This is a genomic window from Kribbella sp. NPDC056861 (genome assembly GCF_040687575.1).
Taxonomy (GTDB): domain Bacteria; phylum Actinomycetota; class Actinomycetes; order Propionibacteriales; family Kribbellaceae; genus Kribbella.
This window is the reverse complement of the sequence record NZ_JBFBNQ010000004.1, coordinates 174,968-192,806: the sequence shown is the minus strand read 5'-3', so window position 1 is coordinate 192,806 and position 17,839 is coordinate 174,968. Positions and strand designations below refer to the sequence as shown.

Here is a 17,839-nt window from a genome sequence, read left to right as displayed (position 1 = left end):
CACCTCCAGAAGAGTCTCCGGAGGCGCCCTTACTCGGTCGTTCCAGACCGAGCGTGGCGAACCCTCTCCGGGCCCGTCGCAGCGCCTCTCGACCTGGACCGCAATGCTACTGATCGCACCGGGCGAATCAGAATCCCTGACCAACTAATGAGATTACGTCCCATTAGTTGAGATGACAAGGGCCTGGATTCCGGGGCCGTAGAGCTCCGCGATCAGGGCCGGGTCCGCCGTGGCGGTCGGCCCCTCCTTGCCGACGGCGAGGGCGGCGCCGAGACCGAGCAACTGGGCCACGATCAACTCGGCCCGTACTGCGGTCCGCTCACCGGTCAGGCGGTCGGCGAAGGCACGGAGTACCTGGTCGTGGAAGCGTTCGCGCATCAGCTTGCGCTCGTCGCCGACGCCGATCGCGAAGACGACCCGGAGCAGCAGGTCGGTCTCGGTCTCGCGGCGCCAGCGGATCAGCGTCTCGACCGCGTGCCGGCCGAGCTCGGAATCCGGTGCCGACAGCAACAGTTCGGCGGCGTCGCTGAAGTCGGCGACGTGGTCGAACAGCGCTTCCTTGCCACCGAAGTGCTTGACGATCAGCGAGGCGCTGACTCCTGCCTCGGCAGCGATTCCGCGCAGCGTGACGGCGTCGTAGGGCTGCCGGGCGAAGGCTCGGCGGGCGGCTTTGACGATGGCGGGGCGGCTGGCGTCGGTCACGTCGTACGGCCTGCCTCGGCCAGCTCGGGATGCCGGGCCGGGATCGCGCGCGGGGACGGGATCAGCAGTGTCAACACGACCGCGACCAGCGCGCAGAGACCCGCGATCACGAACACGATCAGGTAGGCGCGCAGGGTCGGCGCGGTGACGCCCGCGCTGGTCGCGACCACATTGGTCAGCACGGTCACGACGATCGCGCTGCAGATCGCCTGGCCGATCGTGCGCATCAAGGTGTTGAGTCCGTTCGCCGCGGCCGTTTCGGTCACCGGCACAGCATGCATGATCAGGGCGGGCAGTGCCGAATACGCCACGGCGGTGCCGGCCGCCACCACGGTCGCGCCGGCCACGATCGCGACCAGGTTCTCGCTGGTGAACAGCCGGACGACGTACCCGAGCGTCATCAGGCCGGCCCCGGTGACGAGGGTGAACCGCGGCCCGCGGGACCTCGAGATCCGGGCCGAGATCGGCGAGAACAGCACCATCGCGACGCCACCCGGCAGCAGGCACAACCCGCTGACCACGATCGACGCGTTCAGTCCGTAGCCGGTCGACGTGGGCTCCTGCACGAGTTGCGCGGTGGCGAGTGAGTTCGCGTAGAAGGCGAAGCCGATCAGCAGCGCAGCGAGGTTGGTGAAGAGCACCGCCGGGCGGGCCGACACCCGCAGATCCACCAACGGCGCAGTACTGCGCAACTCGTACGCACCCCACAGCGGCACGATCACGGCAGCGCCGACGAACAAACCGACGGTCGCGGGTGAGGTCCAACCCCACGCGCTCCCCTTCGACACGGCCAGCAGCAGGCAGACGAGGAAGGCGCTCAACCCCAGCGCCCCCGGTACATCGAACCGCCCACTGCTGCGCAACGCCGACTCGGGCACCACCAGCAGCACGGCCGCGATGTTGAGCAGGCCGAGCACGAGGCAGATCCAGAACATCGTGTGCCAGTTCGCGTACTGCACCACCAGCGTGGCCGCCGGGATCCCGAACGCGGCCCCGACACCCAGGGTCGAGCTCATCATCGCGATCGACGGGATGACCCGGTCGGGCGGCAACTCGTCGCGCAGGATGCTGATGCCGAGCGGAACCACTGCCACCGCCGCGCCCTGGAAGGCCCGCCCGGCGATCAGCACCGGCAGGTCCGAGCTGATGGCGCAGAGCAGAGATCCCAGCACCATCGACGCCAACGCGATGATCAGCACCCGGCGCTTGCCGTACATGTCACCGGCCCGGCCGAGCAGCGGAGTGAAGACCGCGCCGGCCAGCAGGGTCACAGTGACCAGCCAGCTGACATCGGCCGGCTTGCTGTGGGTCAGGCCGGGCAGCGACGGCAGCAGCGGCACGACGAGGGTCTGCATGACGGCGACGAGCACTCCGCACGAGGCGAGCACGGCCAGCACCAGACGGGGATGAGCGGCGGGACGGACGGTCAACTCAGGATCCTCACCCGCCTAGGGTAAACAATTGTTCACCCCTCCCGCTCAGGTGTCCATTCCCGCTGTGCCGGCCACAGACAGCGATCGGGCCCGGCGCTCTGGGAGGGTGAGCGCGCGGACCCGATCGGGGTGGTTCGGGTCAGCGAACCGGACCGTTGACGAGTTCGATCGTCTTGGTGTGCTGCTCACCGGCCTGGTCGGTCCAGGAGACGGACACCTTGTCACCGGGGTGGTGCTGGTCGAGCAGCGTCGAGAGCGCCTCCGGAGAGGTGACCTGCTCGCCACCGAAGCTGGTGATCGTGTCACCGGCCTGCATCCCTGCCTCGTCGGCCTTACCGTCGGCGATCACATCGTTGACCACGGCGCCGGCCGTCCCGTTGGCGTTGGAGAGAATCGACACCCCGAGCAGCGGCGAGCCACCGATGTGCACGTCGGCAGACTCCTTGCCCGAGTCGATCTGCTCGACGATGTCCATGGCCTGGTTGATCGGTACGGCGTACCCGGTGGCAGTCTGCTCGTCGCTCTGCCCCTGACCTTGCTCCTGGCCCTGTCCGTCCCCCTGGCTGTAGCCGTCACCAGAGCCGGGTCCATCACCGAACGCGGTCAACGCAGCGATCGCGGTACTGGGCGTCGAACTGTTGTTGACATTCGGGTTGTACCCCGTCTGCCGCCCAGCACCCTGCCCAGGATTACTGGACCCACCAGCGGTATCAACCCCAACCACCTCGCCGGCCGAGTTCGCCAACGCGCCACCGGAGTCGCCCGGCTGGATGTTGGCATCCGTCTGGATCAGCCCCTTCAGATCCTCAGGATTCGCCCCGGACTCGTCGGTCGCCGTGATCGCCTGGTCCAGCGCCGTCACCGTGCCCGGCGCGAAGCTCGGCGTGCCGCCCTTGCCGCCCGCGTTCCCGATCCCGACCACCTGATCGCCGACCTTCACCGTCGACGAGTCGCCGATCTTCGCCGTCTCCAGCCCGGAGGCGTCCTTGAGCTTCAGCACCGCGATGTCGTGCTCGGCGTCGTAGCCGACCACGCTCGCCGTGTACGTCTTCCCGTTCCCCACCGCGGTGACCGAGATCTCCGTCGCCCCGGCGATCACGTGGTGGTTGGTCAGGATCTCGCCGTCCGACGTCAGCACGATCCCGGTCCCGGCGGCCTGCGCGCCCTGATAACCCAGCACGGTGTTGATGTTCACCAGCCCGGGCGACACCTTGTCCGCCACCGCCGACGGTGTCAGCACCTGCGCCAGCGTGGAGCTGCTGTTCGCGCCCGACTGCTGATCGATGCCCCAGGCAACCGATCCGGCGGCGAGCACTGCCGCCAGCCCCATCGCGCCGATCACCATCGGCAGCCGCTTCTTCCGCTTCGGCGCCGGCTGCGCCCCCGGCCCCCACTGCGGCCCGTACGCCGGCGGCCCGTACTGCTGCCCGTACTGCGGATACTGGGGAACCCACACCTGCTGCGGATACCCCTGCCCCGCCTGCGGATTCCCCGAAGGTGGTGTCGGCCCCTGCTGTCCTTCGGTGCTGCTCATGTCCCGTTGCCTCCTCAGCCCTGTACCTGCCTGACATCGAGTAGACCTCGGCAGTCTGAGAACTCCATCGGCTGAACCGATGAATCAGCTGAGAATGTTCCGCCCACCTACCTCCGGACGGCAGCGATGGCCTCCGCGAGCAAATCGATGCCCTCGACAACGGCCGCCTCGGTCAGACTGCCGTAGCCGAAAACCAGACCTTCAGGACCGGCGTTCTGTCCCCAGTAAGGCTTGAGCCCATAAACCCCGAGCCCGCGATCACGCGCGGCCTGCATCACGTCCCGCTCGCTCAGGTCAGCCGGCAACCAGGTCAGCACGTGCAGCCCCGCCGAGACCCCGACCGGCCGCAGGTCAGGCGTCTTCTCGGCCAAACACCGGATCAAGGTGTCCCGCAACTGCCGATATCGCGGCCGCATCCGACGCAGGTGCCGATCGAACTCACCCCTCGTCACGAAGTCAGCGAAGGTCAACTGGTCGAGCACCGGCGAGCCCCGATCATCAGCGAACTTCGCCGCGGCCATCGGTTCAACCAGACGCTCCGGCAGGATCAGCCACCCCAACCGCAGCCCCGGCGCCAACGTCTTGCTCGCCGTCCCGGCATAAGCGACCCGATCCGGCGCCAACCCCTGCAGCGCCCCGATCGGCTCCCGGTCGTACCGGTACTCCGCGTCGTAGTCGTCCTCGATGATCAACGCCTCCCGCCGAGTCGCCCACTCGACCAGCGCCGCCCGAGTCTGCGCCGACGTCACCGCCCCGGTCGGGAACTGATGCGCCGCCGTCACCAGTACGACGTCCGCCCCCGACCGCTCCAGCGCCTCCACGTCCAGCCCGGACTCCAGCACCGGTACGCCGATCGTCTCCAACCCAGCCGCCGCAGCGACAGCCCGCAACTCGTCATCCGACGGGTCCTCGACCGCCAGCCGGCGATACCCTGCCGCGGCGAGCACCTGCACCAGCAACCGCGATCCCTGCGCGAATCCGTTGCAGATCAGCATGTTCTCGGCCCGCGCCGACGTACCGCGAACCCGGTTGAGGTAGTCCGCCAACGCCTCCCGCAACTCCAGCGCACCTTGCCCCTCGAGATAGGCCAGCGACCGGTGCGGCATCTCGTTCAGCACCTTCCGGACCGACCGCAACCACGCGGCCCGCGGAAACTGCGTGACATCGGGCCGGCTGTAGCGAAAGTCGATGCGCGGCGGACCACCAGCAGCCGCTTTCGCCTTGCCCTGTTGAGGAATCCGAGCGGCTCCCGGCGCGACCTGGGTATACCCACCAGCCCTGCTGACCAGGTATCCCTCAGCCACCAGTTGCTGATACGCCTCCACCACCACACCTCGCGACAGCCCGAGGTCGGCGGCGAGCGCCCGCGTCGCCGGCAACGCGGTGTCCGCGGCCAGCAACCCCTGCCGGATCCGCTCCCGGATCCCGCTCTCCAGCTGCTGATGCAGCGGCGCGGAGCTGTTCCGGTCGAGCACGACCAGCAGCTCACCAGCACCTGAATTGGACCTGGATCGGCTCATGGAATTGGACCTTATCCGAGTACCGGTTCGCTGTCAGGGTGGTGCCATGACTACCACCGAGACGCTGACTCTGCTGCACCCCGGCGACACCGGGTACGACGACGCCCGCGAGGTCTGGAACGCGATGGTCGACCGCCGGCCGGCCGCGATCGCGCGCTGCCGCAGTACCGCGGACGTCGCCGCCGCCGTCCGCTACGCCCGCGACCACGACCTGGAGATCGCGGTCCGCTGCGGCGGCCACAACATCGCCGGTCTCGCCGTGCCCGAGGGCGGCCTGATGATCGACCTGACCCCGATGGGCAGGGTCGAGGTCGACGCCGTCAACCGCACGGCCCGGGTCCAGGGCGGCGCACTGCTCGGCGAACTCGACCGCGCGGCGCAGCAGTACGGCCTGGCCACGACCGCGGGCAACGTCTCGCACACCGGCGTCGGCGGCCTCACACTGGGCGGCGGCATGGGCTGGTTGGCCCGGCAGTACGGCCTGGCCTGCGACAACGTCCTGTCGTACGAGCTGGTGACGGCCGAGGGCGAGGTGGTCACCGCCTCCGCGACCGAGAACCCGCAGCTGTTCTGGGGCCTGCGCGGTGGCGGCGGCAACTTCGGCATCGTCACCGAGTTCGAGTTCCGCCTGCACCAGATCGGCACCCGCGCGCTCGTCGCCGAGTTCACCTACCCCACCGCCGAAGCCTTCCCCGTACTCCGCGCCTGGCGCGACCTGAACACCACTGCCCCGCGGCAGGCGACCTTCACCGCGCACATCACCGCCGACCAGGTCACCGTCGGCTTCGTCTGGGTCGGCGCCCCCGGCAACCCGGACGAGCTGCTCGCCGCCTTCCGGGCCTTCGGCACCGCGACCAGCGAGAGCGTCGAGGAGCTGTCCTACCTGACCCTGCAGAGCCGGGACGACAGCATCCAGGGCCACCGCTTCCGCCGCTACTGGAAGGGCCACTACTTCAAAGCCCTGCCGGACAACGCGATTCGCGCTCTCCTCCGCAACCCTGGCGTCGGCGCGAGTCTGCAGGCGTACGGCGGCGCGATCGCCGACGTACCGGACGAGGACGCCGCGTTCAGTCATCGGGACACCCTCTTCGAGTTCGTCACCGCGACCCGCTGGGAGGACCCGGCCGACGACGCCGAGAAGATCGCCACCCTCCGGGCCTACGCAGCGACGCTCGACGAGTACTCCGGCGGCGCCTACCTGAACACCCTGAACGGCGAGAAGATCAACCGTGCCTTCCCGCCCGCCAAGCTAGACCGGCTGACCACCCTGAAGACCGTCTGGGATCAAGGCAACGTCTTCCACCTGAACCAGAACATCAAGCCGGCAGGCTCGCGCTGAGCCGATCGGTGAGCACCCGAATGCGGTCGATCAGTTCAGGCGGGGACTCCACCGTGAAATCGACGCCGAGCATGCCCATGTGGAGAGCGAGCTCGTCCAGCGAGTTCGCCCCGGTCGAGAGCGCGCAGCTCACCTCGTCGATCGGCTCGATGGTGCCGACAGTGGTGGCGATCCGGTCGGCCATCACCTCCGCCGGGGCCTGCAGGATGAACCGAGCCTGATAGCGATAACCGCCCGAGGCGACACCCCTGGTCGTCGCGGCCAGCTCCGGCGCTTCCCGCGGCGTGAACCGCGGGCCGGTCGGGATCCGCGGCTCCAGGCGGTCGAGGCGAAACGTGCGCCAGTCTTCGCGGTCCAGGTCCCACGCGACCAGGTACCACCGTCGTCCGGTGTGGACGAGGCGATGCGGTTCCGTAGTACGGACTGTGGAGGTGCCGTCGTGGCTGCGGTAGTCGAACCGGAGTCGTTGGTGATCGCGGCTGGCCGTCGCAACTGCCATCACCACCTCGGGTGACACCGAAGCGCCGATCGTCGGCGTCACGGCGACCGACTGCAACAGCCGCACCCGATGACGCAGTCGGGACGGCAAGACCTGTTCGAGCTTGGTGAGCGCCCGGACCGACGACTCCTCGATACCTTCCACGCTCCCGGTCGCCGCCGCACGCAGGCCGATCGCGACCGCGACCGCCTCCTCGTCGTCCAGCAGCAGCGGTGGCAGCGAGGCTCCCGCTCCGAGCCGGTAGCCGGCCACCCCCGGCACGGCGTCGACCGGATAGCCGAGGTTGCGGAGCTTGTCGACGTCGCGCCGGACCGTCCGGATGCCGACGCCCAACTCGTCGGCCAGCGCAGTACCGCTCCAGTCGCGCGGGGACTGCAACAAGGAGAGCAGCTTGAGGAGTCGCGCCGAGGTTTCCAACATGCTCGGAAGTCTGCCAGTTCGCTAGGACAGAAGCTGACCTAACTGGGTGGAAGAGTCGCAGTCATGAAGCCTTTCAGCATCGACATCCCGCAGAGTCAGCTCGACGACCTCCAGTACCGGCTGGACCACAGCCGGCTGCCCGCGGCGCTGCCCGGTGACGGCTGGGACACCGGCGTACCGGTCAGCTGGCTGAGTGAGCTGGTCGAGTACTGGCGCACGGAGTACGACTGGCGTACCGCGGAGAAGCAGCTCAACGCGTACCCGCAGTTCACGACCGAGATCGACGGTCAGAACATCCACTTCCTGCACGTGAAGTCGCCCAACCCGGACGCGCTGCCGTTGGTCCTGACGCACGGCTGGCCGGGCTCGGTCGCCGAGTTCCTGGACCTCATCGGCCCGCTGACCGACCCCGCGGCGCACGGCGGTGACGCGGCCGACGCCTTCCACCTGGTGATTCCCTCGCTGCCCGGCTTCGGGTTCTCGGGACCGGTCAGCGAATCCGGCTGGACCAGGGCGAAGATCGGCCGGACCTGGGCCAAGCTGATGGCCGAACTCGGCTACGAGCGGTACGGCGTACAGGGTGGTGACATCGGTGGAGCGGTCTCGCCAGAGGTCGCCCGGTCCGCGCCCGACCACGTCGTCGGCGTCCACACGAACGGCGGGCCCAACCTGCCGCCGATGCAGATGTCCGACGAGGAGCTCGCCACCCTGACTCCGCTGGAGCAGGACCGGATGGCCCGGATCGCGGCCTTCGGGCGGGAGGAGTTCGGCTACATCGCGATCCAGTCGACCCGCCCGCAGGCGATCGGCTACGGGCTGACCGACTCACCGGTCGGGCAGCTGGCCTGGATCATGGACAAGTTCCGCGAGTGGACCTACCCGCGGACGACGGTGCCCGACGCGATCATCGACCGGGACCGGCTGCTCACCAACGTGATGCTCTACTGGCTGACCGGCACCGCGAGCTCGGCGGCGTACGTCGGCTACGCGCAGGCGTCCTGGGGCGAGAAGCCGGCCAACTCCGGCGTACCGACCGGCGTGATCGCCTTCGCCCACGACGTCTGCATCCGCAAGTACTGCGAGGAGGCGAACACCATCACCCGCTGGACCGACGTCGACCGCGGCGGTCACTTCGCGGCGATGGAGGAGCCCGAGTTGCTCACCACCGACATCCGCGAGTTCTTCCGCGACCTGCGGTAGGACGCCGCTGCAACGCAGGACCGCCGCCGGCACCGAGGGGTGCGGGCGGCGGTCCTGGAAGTCGTGCTGCGACTACTGGCGCTCGAGGATGACGATCGGGATCTCCCGGTCGGTCTTCTTCGTGTACTCGTCGTAGTCGGGCCAGATCTCGACCATCTTCGGCCAGATCGTCGCGCGCTCCTCGTCGGAGGCGATCCGGGCCTTCGCGGCGAACTTGTCGGCCAGGATCTGGACCTTCACGTTCGGGTCGGCGACCAGGTTGAAGTGCCAGTCCGGGTCCTGCGGCGCGCCGCCCTTGGAGGACACGATCGCGTAGCCGCCGTCGACCTCGCGGAAGATCAGCGGGTTCTTGCGCTCCTCGCCGGACTTCCGGCCGATCGTGGTGAGGATCAGGATGTGGGCGCCGTGGTCGCCCCAGTCGTATCCCTCGACACCGTCGGTGGCCTCGTAGCGCTCGACGTGTTCAGCTCCGTACAGCATGCGGTCTCCTTGCTAACGCGGGTAATAAAACCTAGAACCAATATCCAGTACCCATTGTTCCCGCCGGACAACGGGGTGTGAGGGTCGGTCAGCGGCGGGTCGGCACCGGGGTCCGGGCCAGGTCGGTGGCGACCACGATCTCGCCGTCGAACTCCGCGGCGGCCTCTGCGTGGAAGAGCGAGAGGTCGGTGTAGCGCTGGGAGAAGTGCGTCAGCACCAGCTTGCGCACCCCGCACTCCTGGGCGACGCGAGCCGCCTGGCGGGCGGTCAGGTGCCCGAAGTTCCGGGCCAGCTCGGCCTCCGTCGACAGGTACGTCGACTCGATCACCAGCAGGTCGGCCTGGTCGGCGAGCCGGAAAACGCCGTCGCACAACCGGGTGTCCATCACGAACGCGAACCGCTGCCCCGGCCGCGGCTCGCTGACCTGCTCGACGGTGACCGTCCGGCCGTCGACGACCAGCGAACCGGCCTGTTGCAGGCGCCCCACGTCCGGCCCGCTGACGCCGTACCGGCTGAGTTCTTCCGGGAGCATCCGTCTGCCATCAGGCTCGATCAACTGGTAGCCGAAGGACTCGACCGGGTGCTCCAGACGCCTGGCCCAAAGCTGCCCGAAGGTCCCGACCGAGAGCAGCCCGTCCTCCTCGATCGGTTCCTCACGCAGCTCGGCCCGCTCGTAGAACGACGCGGCGTACCGGAGCCGGGTGAAGTACTCCTGCCCGGACTGCGGATAGTGCGCGTGGACGGGATGCTGCACATCGTCGAGACTCAGCCGTTGAATCACCCCCGGTACGCCGAGGCAGTGGTCGCCATGGAAGTGCGTGACGCAGAGCCGGGTGATCGCGGTCGCCGGGACACCGGCGTACAGCATCTGGCGCTGGGTGCCCTCGCCCGGATCGAACAGGAAGCCCTCGGAGTCCCAGCGCAGGAAGTAGCCGTTCTGGTTCCGCTCCCGCGAGGCCACCTGACTACTGGTGCCCAGTACAACTAGTTCTCGCACTTCGTCAGGCTAATGCTTTGCGGAAGGCCACCAGGAAACAGTCGACGTGCTCGGTCTCCCAGATCAGTGGCGGCCGGACCTTCAGCACGTCGCCGCCCGGGCCGGTTGTCCCGACCAGTACGCCGTACTCGCGGAGCCGCTCAGCGGTGGCGTTCGCAGTACCGGGTTTGGTGGAGAAGTCGACGCCGACCATCAGCCCTTGTCCGCGGACCTGAACGTCTGCCGGCACCAGCGCCGCGATCCCGGCCGCGAGTTGGGCGCCGACCGCACCCGACCGCGCGACCAGACCGGTCTGCTCGATCACGTCGAGCACGGTCAGCGCGGCGACGCAGGAGACCGGGTTGCCGGCGAACGTGCTGAAGAACTCGTCCACCTCGGCGAACTGCTCGGCGAGCTCGCGCCGGGTGATCAGCGCGGCGATCGGATGCCCGTTGCCCATCGGCTTGCCGAGCGTGACGAAGTCCGGGGTGAGACCGAAATCGCTGAACCGCCAGAGGTTGCGGCCACCGCGGCCGAAGCCCGCTTGCACCTCGTCGGCCAGGAACAACCCGCCTTCGGCCCGTGCCTCGTCCTGCAACCCGCGCATGAACTCGCCGGAGGGCGTGAGGATGCCCGCGCTGCTGAACACACTGTCGACGGCCAGCAACGCGAGGTCATGCCCATGCGCTCGCAGCTCCGCCGCAGCAGTCCTGACCTCGTAGACGGCGGTGTCACGTCCGTCCGTTCCTGTCGGTGCCTCGAAGATTGCGACATGCTCGGGTCGCTCCGACGGCGGATAGGTGTTGGTCGACCAGGCAGCGGTCGCGTCACTCACGCCGTGGTACGCGAGATCGGCCATCACGGCACCGGATCGACCGGTGACGAGCTTCGCCATCCGCCAGGCCAAGTCGTTGGCCTCGCTACCGGAGTTGACGAAGACGCAAGTGTCGAGGCCGTCGGGCATTGTCGCGGTCAGCCGCTCGGCGAGCTCGATCGCGTTCGGATGCAGGTAGCGCGAGTTGATGTTCAGCACGGCGGCCTGCCGCGAGATCGCTTGCACCACAGCGGGATGAGCATGCCCGACCACCGGAACGTTGTTGTAGGCATCGAGATAGCGCTGGCCGTCAGCCGTGTACACCCATGGACCAACGGCCTTCACCACCTGCAGCGGCTCGCGATAGAACAACGGCGACAAGTCACCACCCAACGCCGTACTCCGCCGCTCGGCCAGCGTCGCGTCTGCTTGCTGGGCGGAGCGGACGCGCGATGTCCCCGCCAATCGGTGAAATTTCCCTGCCAACACCTCGGCAGGCAACTCAGCCCACAGATCGAGCACCTGCCAGCTCCCCGCGACCAGACTGGTGAGGTACTCCTCGTTGTCCGGATACAACGGCGCCCGCCAGGCCGAGATCAGCACGCTCGCGGCACAGCGAGCCAGCACCAGCTCACCGATCAGTTCGACCTCCTCCGGCTCGAGCGGGATGTTCCGCTGGTAGCCGTCGAGGAAGCGTCCCGCGTCCCGCCACGGATCGGCCGACTCACGCAGCAACGACGTCAGGCTGATCGCGAGATCCGCGACCCGCGCGGTGTGGTGGACGTCGCCGAAGTCGATCACTCCGGAGATCCCGTCGGCCCCCAGCAGCACGTTGCTCAAGGTGACGTCACCGTGCAGCACGAAGGCCGGCAGCCCTTTAGTTGCCTCTAGCAACCCATCGAAGCGATCCAGCAACCTCTCCAACGGTGCTCGCCGACCCGGGTCGGGAACAGCTTGCACACAAGGCCGCAGGGCCGTGACGAGTCGAGGATCCCAGTCCAGCTGCCGATTCGCCGCCGGATGGCCGAACCCCTGCATCGCCTTGGCCAGCCGCGCGCAGACCGCACCGAACTCCCCCGCGAACCACCCCGGCAACACCGCGAGGTCCCCGACCTCTCCCGGGATCACCGTGATCACCCGCACCTGATGCACCCGCCCGTCAGCCGCGGTCAGCTCCACCACCGGCGAACCGTTCACCGTCTCGATGAGCTGCGGCACCGGCAGCCCCGGATCAACCGCCGCGACCTGCCGCATCGCCGCGTTCTCCATCTCGACCTGGGCCAGATCGTCACCGGAGTTCGACACCTTCACCACCAACTGCCGCCCACCCTCGGCGACCGCCAGAAAGTTCAGATCCCGCTCACTCCGCAACAACTCCAGCTCGACCGAGATCCCGTACTGCGCCCGCACGAGCTCCACCAGCGTCGACGCGTCGACCACCGGTGGATCCTCACCCAGACTCGCCGTCTGGTTCACAGCGGGCCGAGCGCCCGGACCAGCGTGCTCGCGGAGATGTTGCCACCGCAGGACACCACCGCGACCCGCTTCCCCGCCAACTCGGCCTTGCGAGCGCGGGTCGCCGCGAACGCCATCGCAGCCGATCCTTCGATCAACTGGTGCTCGGTGTCGATCACCATCCGCAGCGCATCGCTGATCTCCTGCTCGCCACCCAGGACCCAGTCGTCGACCAGTTGCCGGCACAGCTCGAAGGTGATGGATCCAGGCTCCACGCTGCCCGCAGTACCGTCGGAGAGCGTCTCCTGCCCGTCGATCTGGGTGATCTCACCGGCCTCGACCGACACCGCCATCGCCGCGTCCCGGGCCGGCGACGCGCCGTACACCGTGATCCCCGGCAGGTGCTTCTTGAGTGTCGCCGCAACCCCACTGACCAGCCCACCGCCGCCGACCGCAACCACCACCGCGTCGAGCCGCTCACCGGCCAGCTGCTCGAGAATCTCCAGCCCGATCGTGCCCTGGCCGGCCACGATGTCCGGGTCGTTGTACGGCGATACATAGGTCAGATCGTGCTCAGCGGCGTACGCGCGTGCCTTCGGCTCCAGTACTCCGGAGTCGGTGCCCTCGGCCCGGATCTCCAGCCCGAGCCGCCGCAGCGCCGCCACCTTGCTGGGCGACGCGTTCTCCGGCAGGTAGACGATGCCGCGCCCGCCGAGCATCGCCAGCGCGTTGCCGACGCCGAGACCGTGGTTCCCCGTCGACGCCGTCACCACCCCGCGTGCACGCTGCTCGTCGGTCAGGGTGAGGATCTTCGCCATCGCCCCGCGGGCCTTGAACGACCCGGTGCGCTGCAGATGCTCACACTTCACCAGCACCTCCGCCCCCAGCTCGTCGCTGAACGCCCCGAACCTGACCAGCGGCGTGGGCGGCAACTGCCGCCGCAATTGCGGCGCGACCTGCTCCGACCTGGCCGCGATCTCTGCCGGGGTCGGTGCCTGGGTGAACGCCTCGGTCATCCTGATCTCCTCTGCCCGCTGATCCGCCGGTCGCCGGTCCGCCCGACGCCGCCTAGCGTGCGGTGTGCGTGCTCCGCGTTGCGCGTGGCCGACCGGGTTGCCGTCCTCGCCAGGCTAGCTGCTGCCGCTGCCGGCCGACCCTGAATCGTCGGACACCGTGGCACTCCTCGCAGGCGCGACATCCTGCGGTCGCGCACCGTCACGCAACGCCATCGCGTGAACCTGTCGGTGGCGTCGGTGACGATGGGGTGATGACTGTTGCGTTGCGACTCGGACTCGTGTTCTCGCCGTCGTTGCCGCCGGAGTCGGTCCGGGCGGTCGCCCGCTCGGCCGAGGCTGCCGGACTCGACGACTTCTGGGTGTCGGAGGACTGCTTCAAGGAGAGCGCTGTCGCCAGCGCGGTGGCCGCCTTGGCTGCCACCGAGCGGGTGCGGGTGGGGATCGCGCTGCTACCGGTGCCACTGCGCTCGGTCGCGCAGGCGGCGATGGAGCTCGCGACCATCGACCGCCTCTTCCCCGGACGGTTCGTCGGCGGTATCGGGCACGGCGTCCAGCCGTGGATGGCGCAGGCCGGAGTACAGGTTGATGCGCCGCTCACCTTGCTGCGGGAGTTCGCCACCGCGCTGCGGCAACTGCTGGACGGCGAGCAGGTCTCCGTCGCAGGGAAGTACGTGAACCTGGACAAGATCCAGCTGGACTATCCACCGCTGCAGCCCCCACCGCTGCTGATCGGCGCCGCCGGCCCTCGCTCGCTTGCCGCGGCGGGCGAGCTCGGTACCGGCACCTTGCTCGCTCTCGGCCTGGACGTCGAGAAGACCAGGGAGTCGACCGCCACCACCCTCGCCGCGGCCTCCTCTGCCTCAGGGCATGAGGTGCTGGCGAGTCTGATTGTCGCGACCGGCCCGGAGGCTCGTGCCCGGGTCGACGCTGAACTGGGCACCTACGGGATGCCCGGTGGGGCTGATGTCGGCGCGGTGGGTGACGCCCGCGCGATTGCCGGCCGGATTCTCGAACTCGCGTCCGCCGGCGTCACCGGCATCTCGGTTCAGCCCTGCGCCGACGAACCGGATCTCGACGCCTTCGCTCGCTTCCTCGGCGAGGAGGTCAAACCGTTGCTGCATCATTGACCACAGTGATCGGGAGACGAGGGGGTACGCCGTGGGCAGTGACGCGCTCTGGACCGGCTATCGGCATCGCGCCGTGGACGCGGACGGCTGGCTGACGTTCTGGCGGCTGGACCCGCGCGAGCAACCCTTCGAGCTGCACGACTGGCTCGGCCGGCCCGATCGACCTGGCCATCGGCTGTGGTCGCGCGCGGCGACGCCGGCCGGAGTACGGGCTGCGTGGCGTACTGCGGCATCGTCGGTGAGCTTGGAGATCCGGGCCGCGCTGGACGTCTACGACGAGATCGCGCCGGTCGACTTCCTGGTCGACGGGGAGCTGCACCAGCGGTGCCCGGTCGAGGCGGGCGAGCAGGTGATCACAGTCGAGCTGCCTGGCCGGTCAGTGGAGCTGGAGATCTGGTTGCCGCAAGGAGGCGCGATCGGCGTCCGGGAGGTTTCCTTCGACGGGGAGGCCGACGGGTTGCCGCCGATCGGACCACGATGGATCACGTACGGCAGCTCGATCACGCAGTGCACAGGGGCTTACGGGCCGTCCGAGACCTGGCCCGCGTTGGTGGCCCGGCGGCACGGGTGGGATCTGGTGGCGCTCGGATTCGGGGGTGAGTGTCATCTCGATCCGATCGCGGCGCGGACGATCCGGGACACGCCCGCGCGGCTGATCTCGCTGTGTCTGGGAATCAACATCTACGGCGGCGAGACGTTCAGCGGCCGGACCTTGCCGGGTCAGGTCGAGGCGTTCATCTCGACCGTGCGGGACGGCCACCCGCACACGCCGATCGTCGTCATCACCCCGCTGCCCGCACCGAACATCGAAGGCAAACCGAACGCCGTCGGCCTCACCCTCGACGACATCCGCGGCTGCGTCGAGCTCGGCGCCCGCACCCTCGGCGATCCCGACCTCCAGGTGATCGACGGCCGCACCGTCCTCAGCACCGAAGAAGCCCAAGCCCTGTACGCCGACGACCTCCACCCCGGCCCCGACGGCTACCGCCTGATCGCCGACCGGCTGGCCCCGCTGCTCACCCTCCCACTCTGAAACTGCCTATCCCCGGGCCGCTCCACCACAGACTCACCCGCACTCTGCTTTGTTGTGGGGCCCGCCGCATCGAGAGTGATCGTCAGCCGCGCGCCGCCCGCAGGCGAGTCACCGACGACCAGAAAGCCGCCATGCCGTACCGCGATCTCGCGGGCGATCGCGAGACCCAGGCCGACCCCTCCGGCGTCTCGGCTTCTTGCTTCGTCCAGGCGGATGAAGCGCTCGAACACCTGCTCGCGAGCAGTCTCAGGGATTCCCGGGCCGTCGTCATCGACGTGCACCACCACCTGCCCGGTCGCGCCCGGACGACCGGACCGATCGTCCGGGCGGCGGGACCGGTCCTGCGGTGATCGGGTGAGCGTGACCCGGACCGTGACAGCGAGCTCGGCGTGACGGATGGCGTTGTCGACCAGGTTCCTGAGCAACCGGTCCAGCTGGCGCTCATCACCTGACACCTCGGCTGACTCGACCGCCTCCACCTCCAGCCGCGGACCGTCATCGCTGAGCCGTCGACCGAGATGCCGGCGGACCAGCTCGGCGAGATCGACGCGGGTCCGGGTCGGCTCCTCGCCCGCGTCGAGACGGGCGACCAGGAGCAGGTCGTTGGCCAGTTCCTGCAGCCGGCGGGTGTCGTCGGCGGCCGAAGCGCCGACGACCGGCCAGTCCGCTCGGCTGGTGTGTTCGGTCGCGACCTCCAGGGTCGCGCGCAGACTGGCGATCGGGCTCCGCAGCTCGTGCGCGGCGTCGGCGATGAATCCGCGCTGCCGGTCAGCCGCCTTGTCCAGCCGGTCGAGCGTCTCGTTCAGCGTCACCGCCAGCCGCGAGACCACGTCATGGGTGGGCGGCACCGGCACCCGCTCGTGCAGATTCCGCTCCCCGATCGCCGCCGCCTGTGCCCGGATCCGCTCGACCGGCCGCAACGCGAGCCGCGTTCCGAAGTACGCGCCGAACATGATCAGCAGAACCGCGGCGGGCATGGCCGGCAGGAGTACCTCGTCCAGCGAGGCCACCGCGTCCTCGGCCTCGAGCGGAGACACGACGACCGAGATCGCCACCTTGCGGTCCAGCCTGATCTCGTCGCTGACATAGATCTGGTGCATCGGCAAGACGAGCTGCCGGACCTTCAGCCGCCGCCCCGCGAGCCGCCGATCGTCGTCGCACGACGCCTCGTCCAGGCCGGTTTCCTGGTTGCAGGCGTCGAGGGCGTTGTCATAGCTGCCGAGCACCACCGACAGGTCGTACGCCGACGTGTCGGTACCGCGCGCAGGCGGTGCGACGATCGGCCCGTGGCCGCTGAAGCCTTTCAGGCTGTCGCTCGTATGGGCGATCCAGCCGTCGCTGTCCACCACCTGGAACGACGGCAGGTCACGGCTTCCGCGCAGCACCATCCACCGGACGCTGTGCTGGACCTCCGCAGCGTTCTGCAGGTCGAGCAGAACGTCCTCGGCCTCCTGGTCGCTCACCTGGTAACGGGTGGCATAGATCTCGTTGCGGATCCAGAAGGCGAAGCCCGCTGCCAGAGCAGCGCTCAGCAGGCCCGCGACCAGGGTGACGCGGGCGGCTGTCGAGAGCGCGCGCGGCACGAACCGGCGACGCTCAGACATTGCGGCCGGTCAGCCGATACCCCATGCCGCGCACCGTCTGCAGACTCTGCCGGTCGAAGGGCTGGTCGATCTTGCGGCGCAGCGCGCTCACGTGCACCTCGACCACGTTGACCTCGCCGTCGTAGTTGGCGTCCCAGACCTGTTCGAGGATCTCCCGCTTCGTCACCACGACATCCCGCCGCCGCGCCAGACACTCCAGTACCGCGAACTCACGCGCCGTCAGTTCGATCGCCGCGTCGCCGCGCCGGCAACTGCGGGCGGCCGGGTCGAGGACCAGATCGCCCACCTCCAACGGCGCCGGTGGTGCACCGCCACGCCGCAGCAACGCGCGCAGCCGAGCCACCAGGACGACGTACGAGAACGGCTTGGTCAGGTAGTCGTCGGCGCCGGTGTCGAGCCCCTCGGCCTCGTCGTACTCGCCGTCCTTCGCGGTCAGCATCATGATCGGCGTGGTGTCGCCGGCCCGCCGGAGCGTCTCGCAGACCTTGAAGCCGTTCAGGCCGGGCAGCATCACGTCCAGGATGATCGCGGCGTAGTCGTTCTCCTCGGCCGCCCAGAGTCCGTCGATCCCGGTGTGCGCGACGTCGACGACGAAGCCATGGGACTCCAGGCCCCATTTCACCGCCGCGGCGAGCCGTCGCTCGTCCTCCACCACCAGGATGCGCACCGCCTCAGGATGGCACCGGT

General features: G+C 68.9%; 15 protein-coding genes. 4 read left to right on the top strand and 11 right to left on the bottom strand.

Annotated features, from left to right (window positions below):
* Positions 1 to 153: 153 nt before the first annotated feature.
* The 4 genes from AB0P21_RS20365 to AB0P21_RS20350 all read right to left on the bottom strand — a co-directional run bounded on the left by AB0P21_RS20365 (position 154) and on the right by AB0P21_RS20350 (position 5,189).
* The gene (locus AB0P21_RS20365; RefSeq protein ID WP_363698674.1) at positions 154 to 702 is read right to left on the bottom strand and encodes a TetR family transcriptional regulator; all 549 of its coding nucleotides are present in this window, start codon (positions 700 to 702) and stop codon (positions 154 to 156) included.
* Positions 699 to 2,132 (bottom strand): MFS transporter, encoded by a 1,434-nt coding sequence (locus tag AB0P21_RS20360; protein ID WP_363698673.1) that lies wholly within the window; start codon positions 2,130 to 2,132, stop codon positions 699 to 701. The genes AB0P21_RS20365 and AB0P21_RS20360 overlap by 4 nt, the downstream gene beginning before the upstream one ends.
* A 142-nt stretch (positions 2,133 to 2,274) precedes the next feature.
* Complete coding sequence (locus tag AB0P21_RS20355; protein ID WP_363698672.1) at positions 2,275 to 3,669, bottom strand: trypsin-like peptidase domain-containing protein; 1,395 nt, start codon at positions 3,667 to 3,669, stop codon at positions 2,275 to 2,277.
* Positions 3,670 to 3,776: 107 nt separating this feature from the next.
* Positions 3,777 to 5,189: a PLP-dependent aminotransferase family protein gene (locus tag AB0P21_RS20350; protein WP_363698671.1), complete on the bottom strand. Its 1,413-nt coding sequence runs from the start codon at positions 5,187 to 5,189 to the stop codon at positions 3,777 to 3,779.
* A 46-nt stretch (positions 5,190 to 5,235) separates the two neighbouring features.
* Here AB0P21_RS20350 and AB0P21_RS20345 point away from each other — a divergent pair, with 46 nt between their 5' ends.
* Complete coding sequence (locus AB0P21_RS20345; protein ID WP_363698670.1) at positions 5,236 to 6,528, top strand: FAD-binding oxidoreductase; 1,293 nt, start codon at positions 5,236 to 5,238, stop codon at positions 6,526 to 6,528.
* Here AB0P21_RS20345 and AB0P21_RS20340 read toward each other — a convergent pair.
* Entirely contained in the window at positions 6,506 to 7,447 is a 942-nt protein-coding gene (locus AB0P21_RS20340) for a YafY family protein (RefSeq protein WP_363698669.1), read from the bottom strand. The genes AB0P21_RS20345 and AB0P21_RS20340 overlap by 23 nt on opposite strands.
* A 63-nt stretch (positions 7,448 to 7,510) precedes the next feature.
* Here AB0P21_RS20340 and AB0P21_RS20335 point away from each other — a divergent pair, with 63 nt between their 5' ends.
* Positions 7,511 to 8,647: an epoxide hydrolase family protein gene (locus AB0P21_RS20335; protein WP_363698668.1), complete on the top strand. Its 1,137-nt coding sequence runs from the start codon at positions 7,511 to 7,513 to the stop codon at positions 8,645 to 8,647.
* Positions 8,648 to 8,719: 72 nt separating this feature from the next.
* Here AB0P21_RS20335 and AB0P21_RS20330 read toward each other — a convergent pair whose 3' ends face one another.
* From AB0P21_RS20330 to AB0P21_RS20315, 4 genes are all read right to left on the bottom strand, one after another.
* Complete coding sequence (locus AB0P21_RS20330; protein ID WP_363698667.1) at positions 8,720 to 9,127, bottom strand: nitroreductase family deazaflavin-dependent oxidoreductase; 408 nt, start codon at positions 9,125 to 9,127, stop codon at positions 8,720 to 8,722.
* A gap of 88 nt (positions 9,128 to 9,215) precedes the next feature.
* On the bottom strand, positions 9,216 to 10,124 hold the full coding sequence (locus AB0P21_RS20325) for a ribonuclease Z (protein ID WP_363698666.1): 909 nt from the start codon (positions 10,122 to 10,124) through the stop codon (positions 9,216 to 9,218).
* 4 nt (positions 10,125 to 10,128) lie between these two features.
* The gene (locus tag AB0P21_RS20320; RefSeq protein ID WP_363698665.1) at positions 10,129 to 12,357 is read right to left on the bottom strand and encodes an aminotransferase class III-fold pyridoxal phosphate-dependent enzyme; all 2,229 of its coding nucleotides are present in this window, start codon (positions 12,355 to 12,357) and stop codon (positions 10,129 to 10,131) included.
* 32 nt (positions 12,358 to 12,389) lie between these two features.
* Positions 12,390 to 13,388 carry a threonine/serine dehydratase gene (locus AB0P21_RS20315; protein WP_363698664.1) on the bottom strand — a complete coding sequence of 333 codons (999 nt, stop codon included), beginning with the start codon at positions 13,386 to 13,388 and terminating at the stop codon, positions 12,390 to 12,392.
* A gap of 251 nt (positions 13,389 to 13,639) precedes the next feature.
* Between AB0P21_RS20315 and AB0P21_RS20310 the strand changes: the two genes are divergently transcribed.
* Positions 13,640 to 14,515 (top strand): LLM class flavin-dependent oxidoreductase, encoded by an 876-nt coding sequence (locus tag AB0P21_RS20310; protein ID WP_363698663.1) that lies wholly within the window; start codon positions 13,640 to 13,642, stop codon positions 14,513 to 14,515.
* A gap of 31 nt (positions 14,516 to 14,546) precedes the next feature.
* Complete coding sequence (locus AB0P21_RS20305; RefSeq protein WP_363698662.1) at positions 14,547 to 15,548, top strand: GDSL-type esterase/lipase family protein; 1,002 nt, start codon at positions 14,547 to 14,549, stop codon at positions 15,546 to 15,548.
* Here the strand turns inward: AB0P21_RS20305 and AB0P21_RS20300 are convergent.
* On the bottom strand, positions 15,497 to 17,152 hold the full coding sequence (locus tag AB0P21_RS20300) for a HAMP domain-containing sensor histidine kinase (RefSeq protein WP_363698661.1): 1,656 nt from the start codon (positions 17,150 to 17,152) through the stop codon (positions 15,497 to 15,499). The two genes, AB0P21_RS20305 and AB0P21_RS20300, sit on opposite strands and share 52 nt — an antisense overlap.
* A complete protein-coding gene (locus tag AB0P21_RS20295; RefSeq protein ID WP_363698660.1) occupies positions 17,145 to 17,819 on the bottom strand; it encodes a response regulator transcription factor in 675 nt (224 codons plus the stop codon). Before AB0P21_RS20295 ends, AB0P21_RS20300 begins: the two co-directional genes overlap by 8 nt.
* Between the last annotated feature and the right edge of the window lie 20 nt (positions 17,820 to 17,839).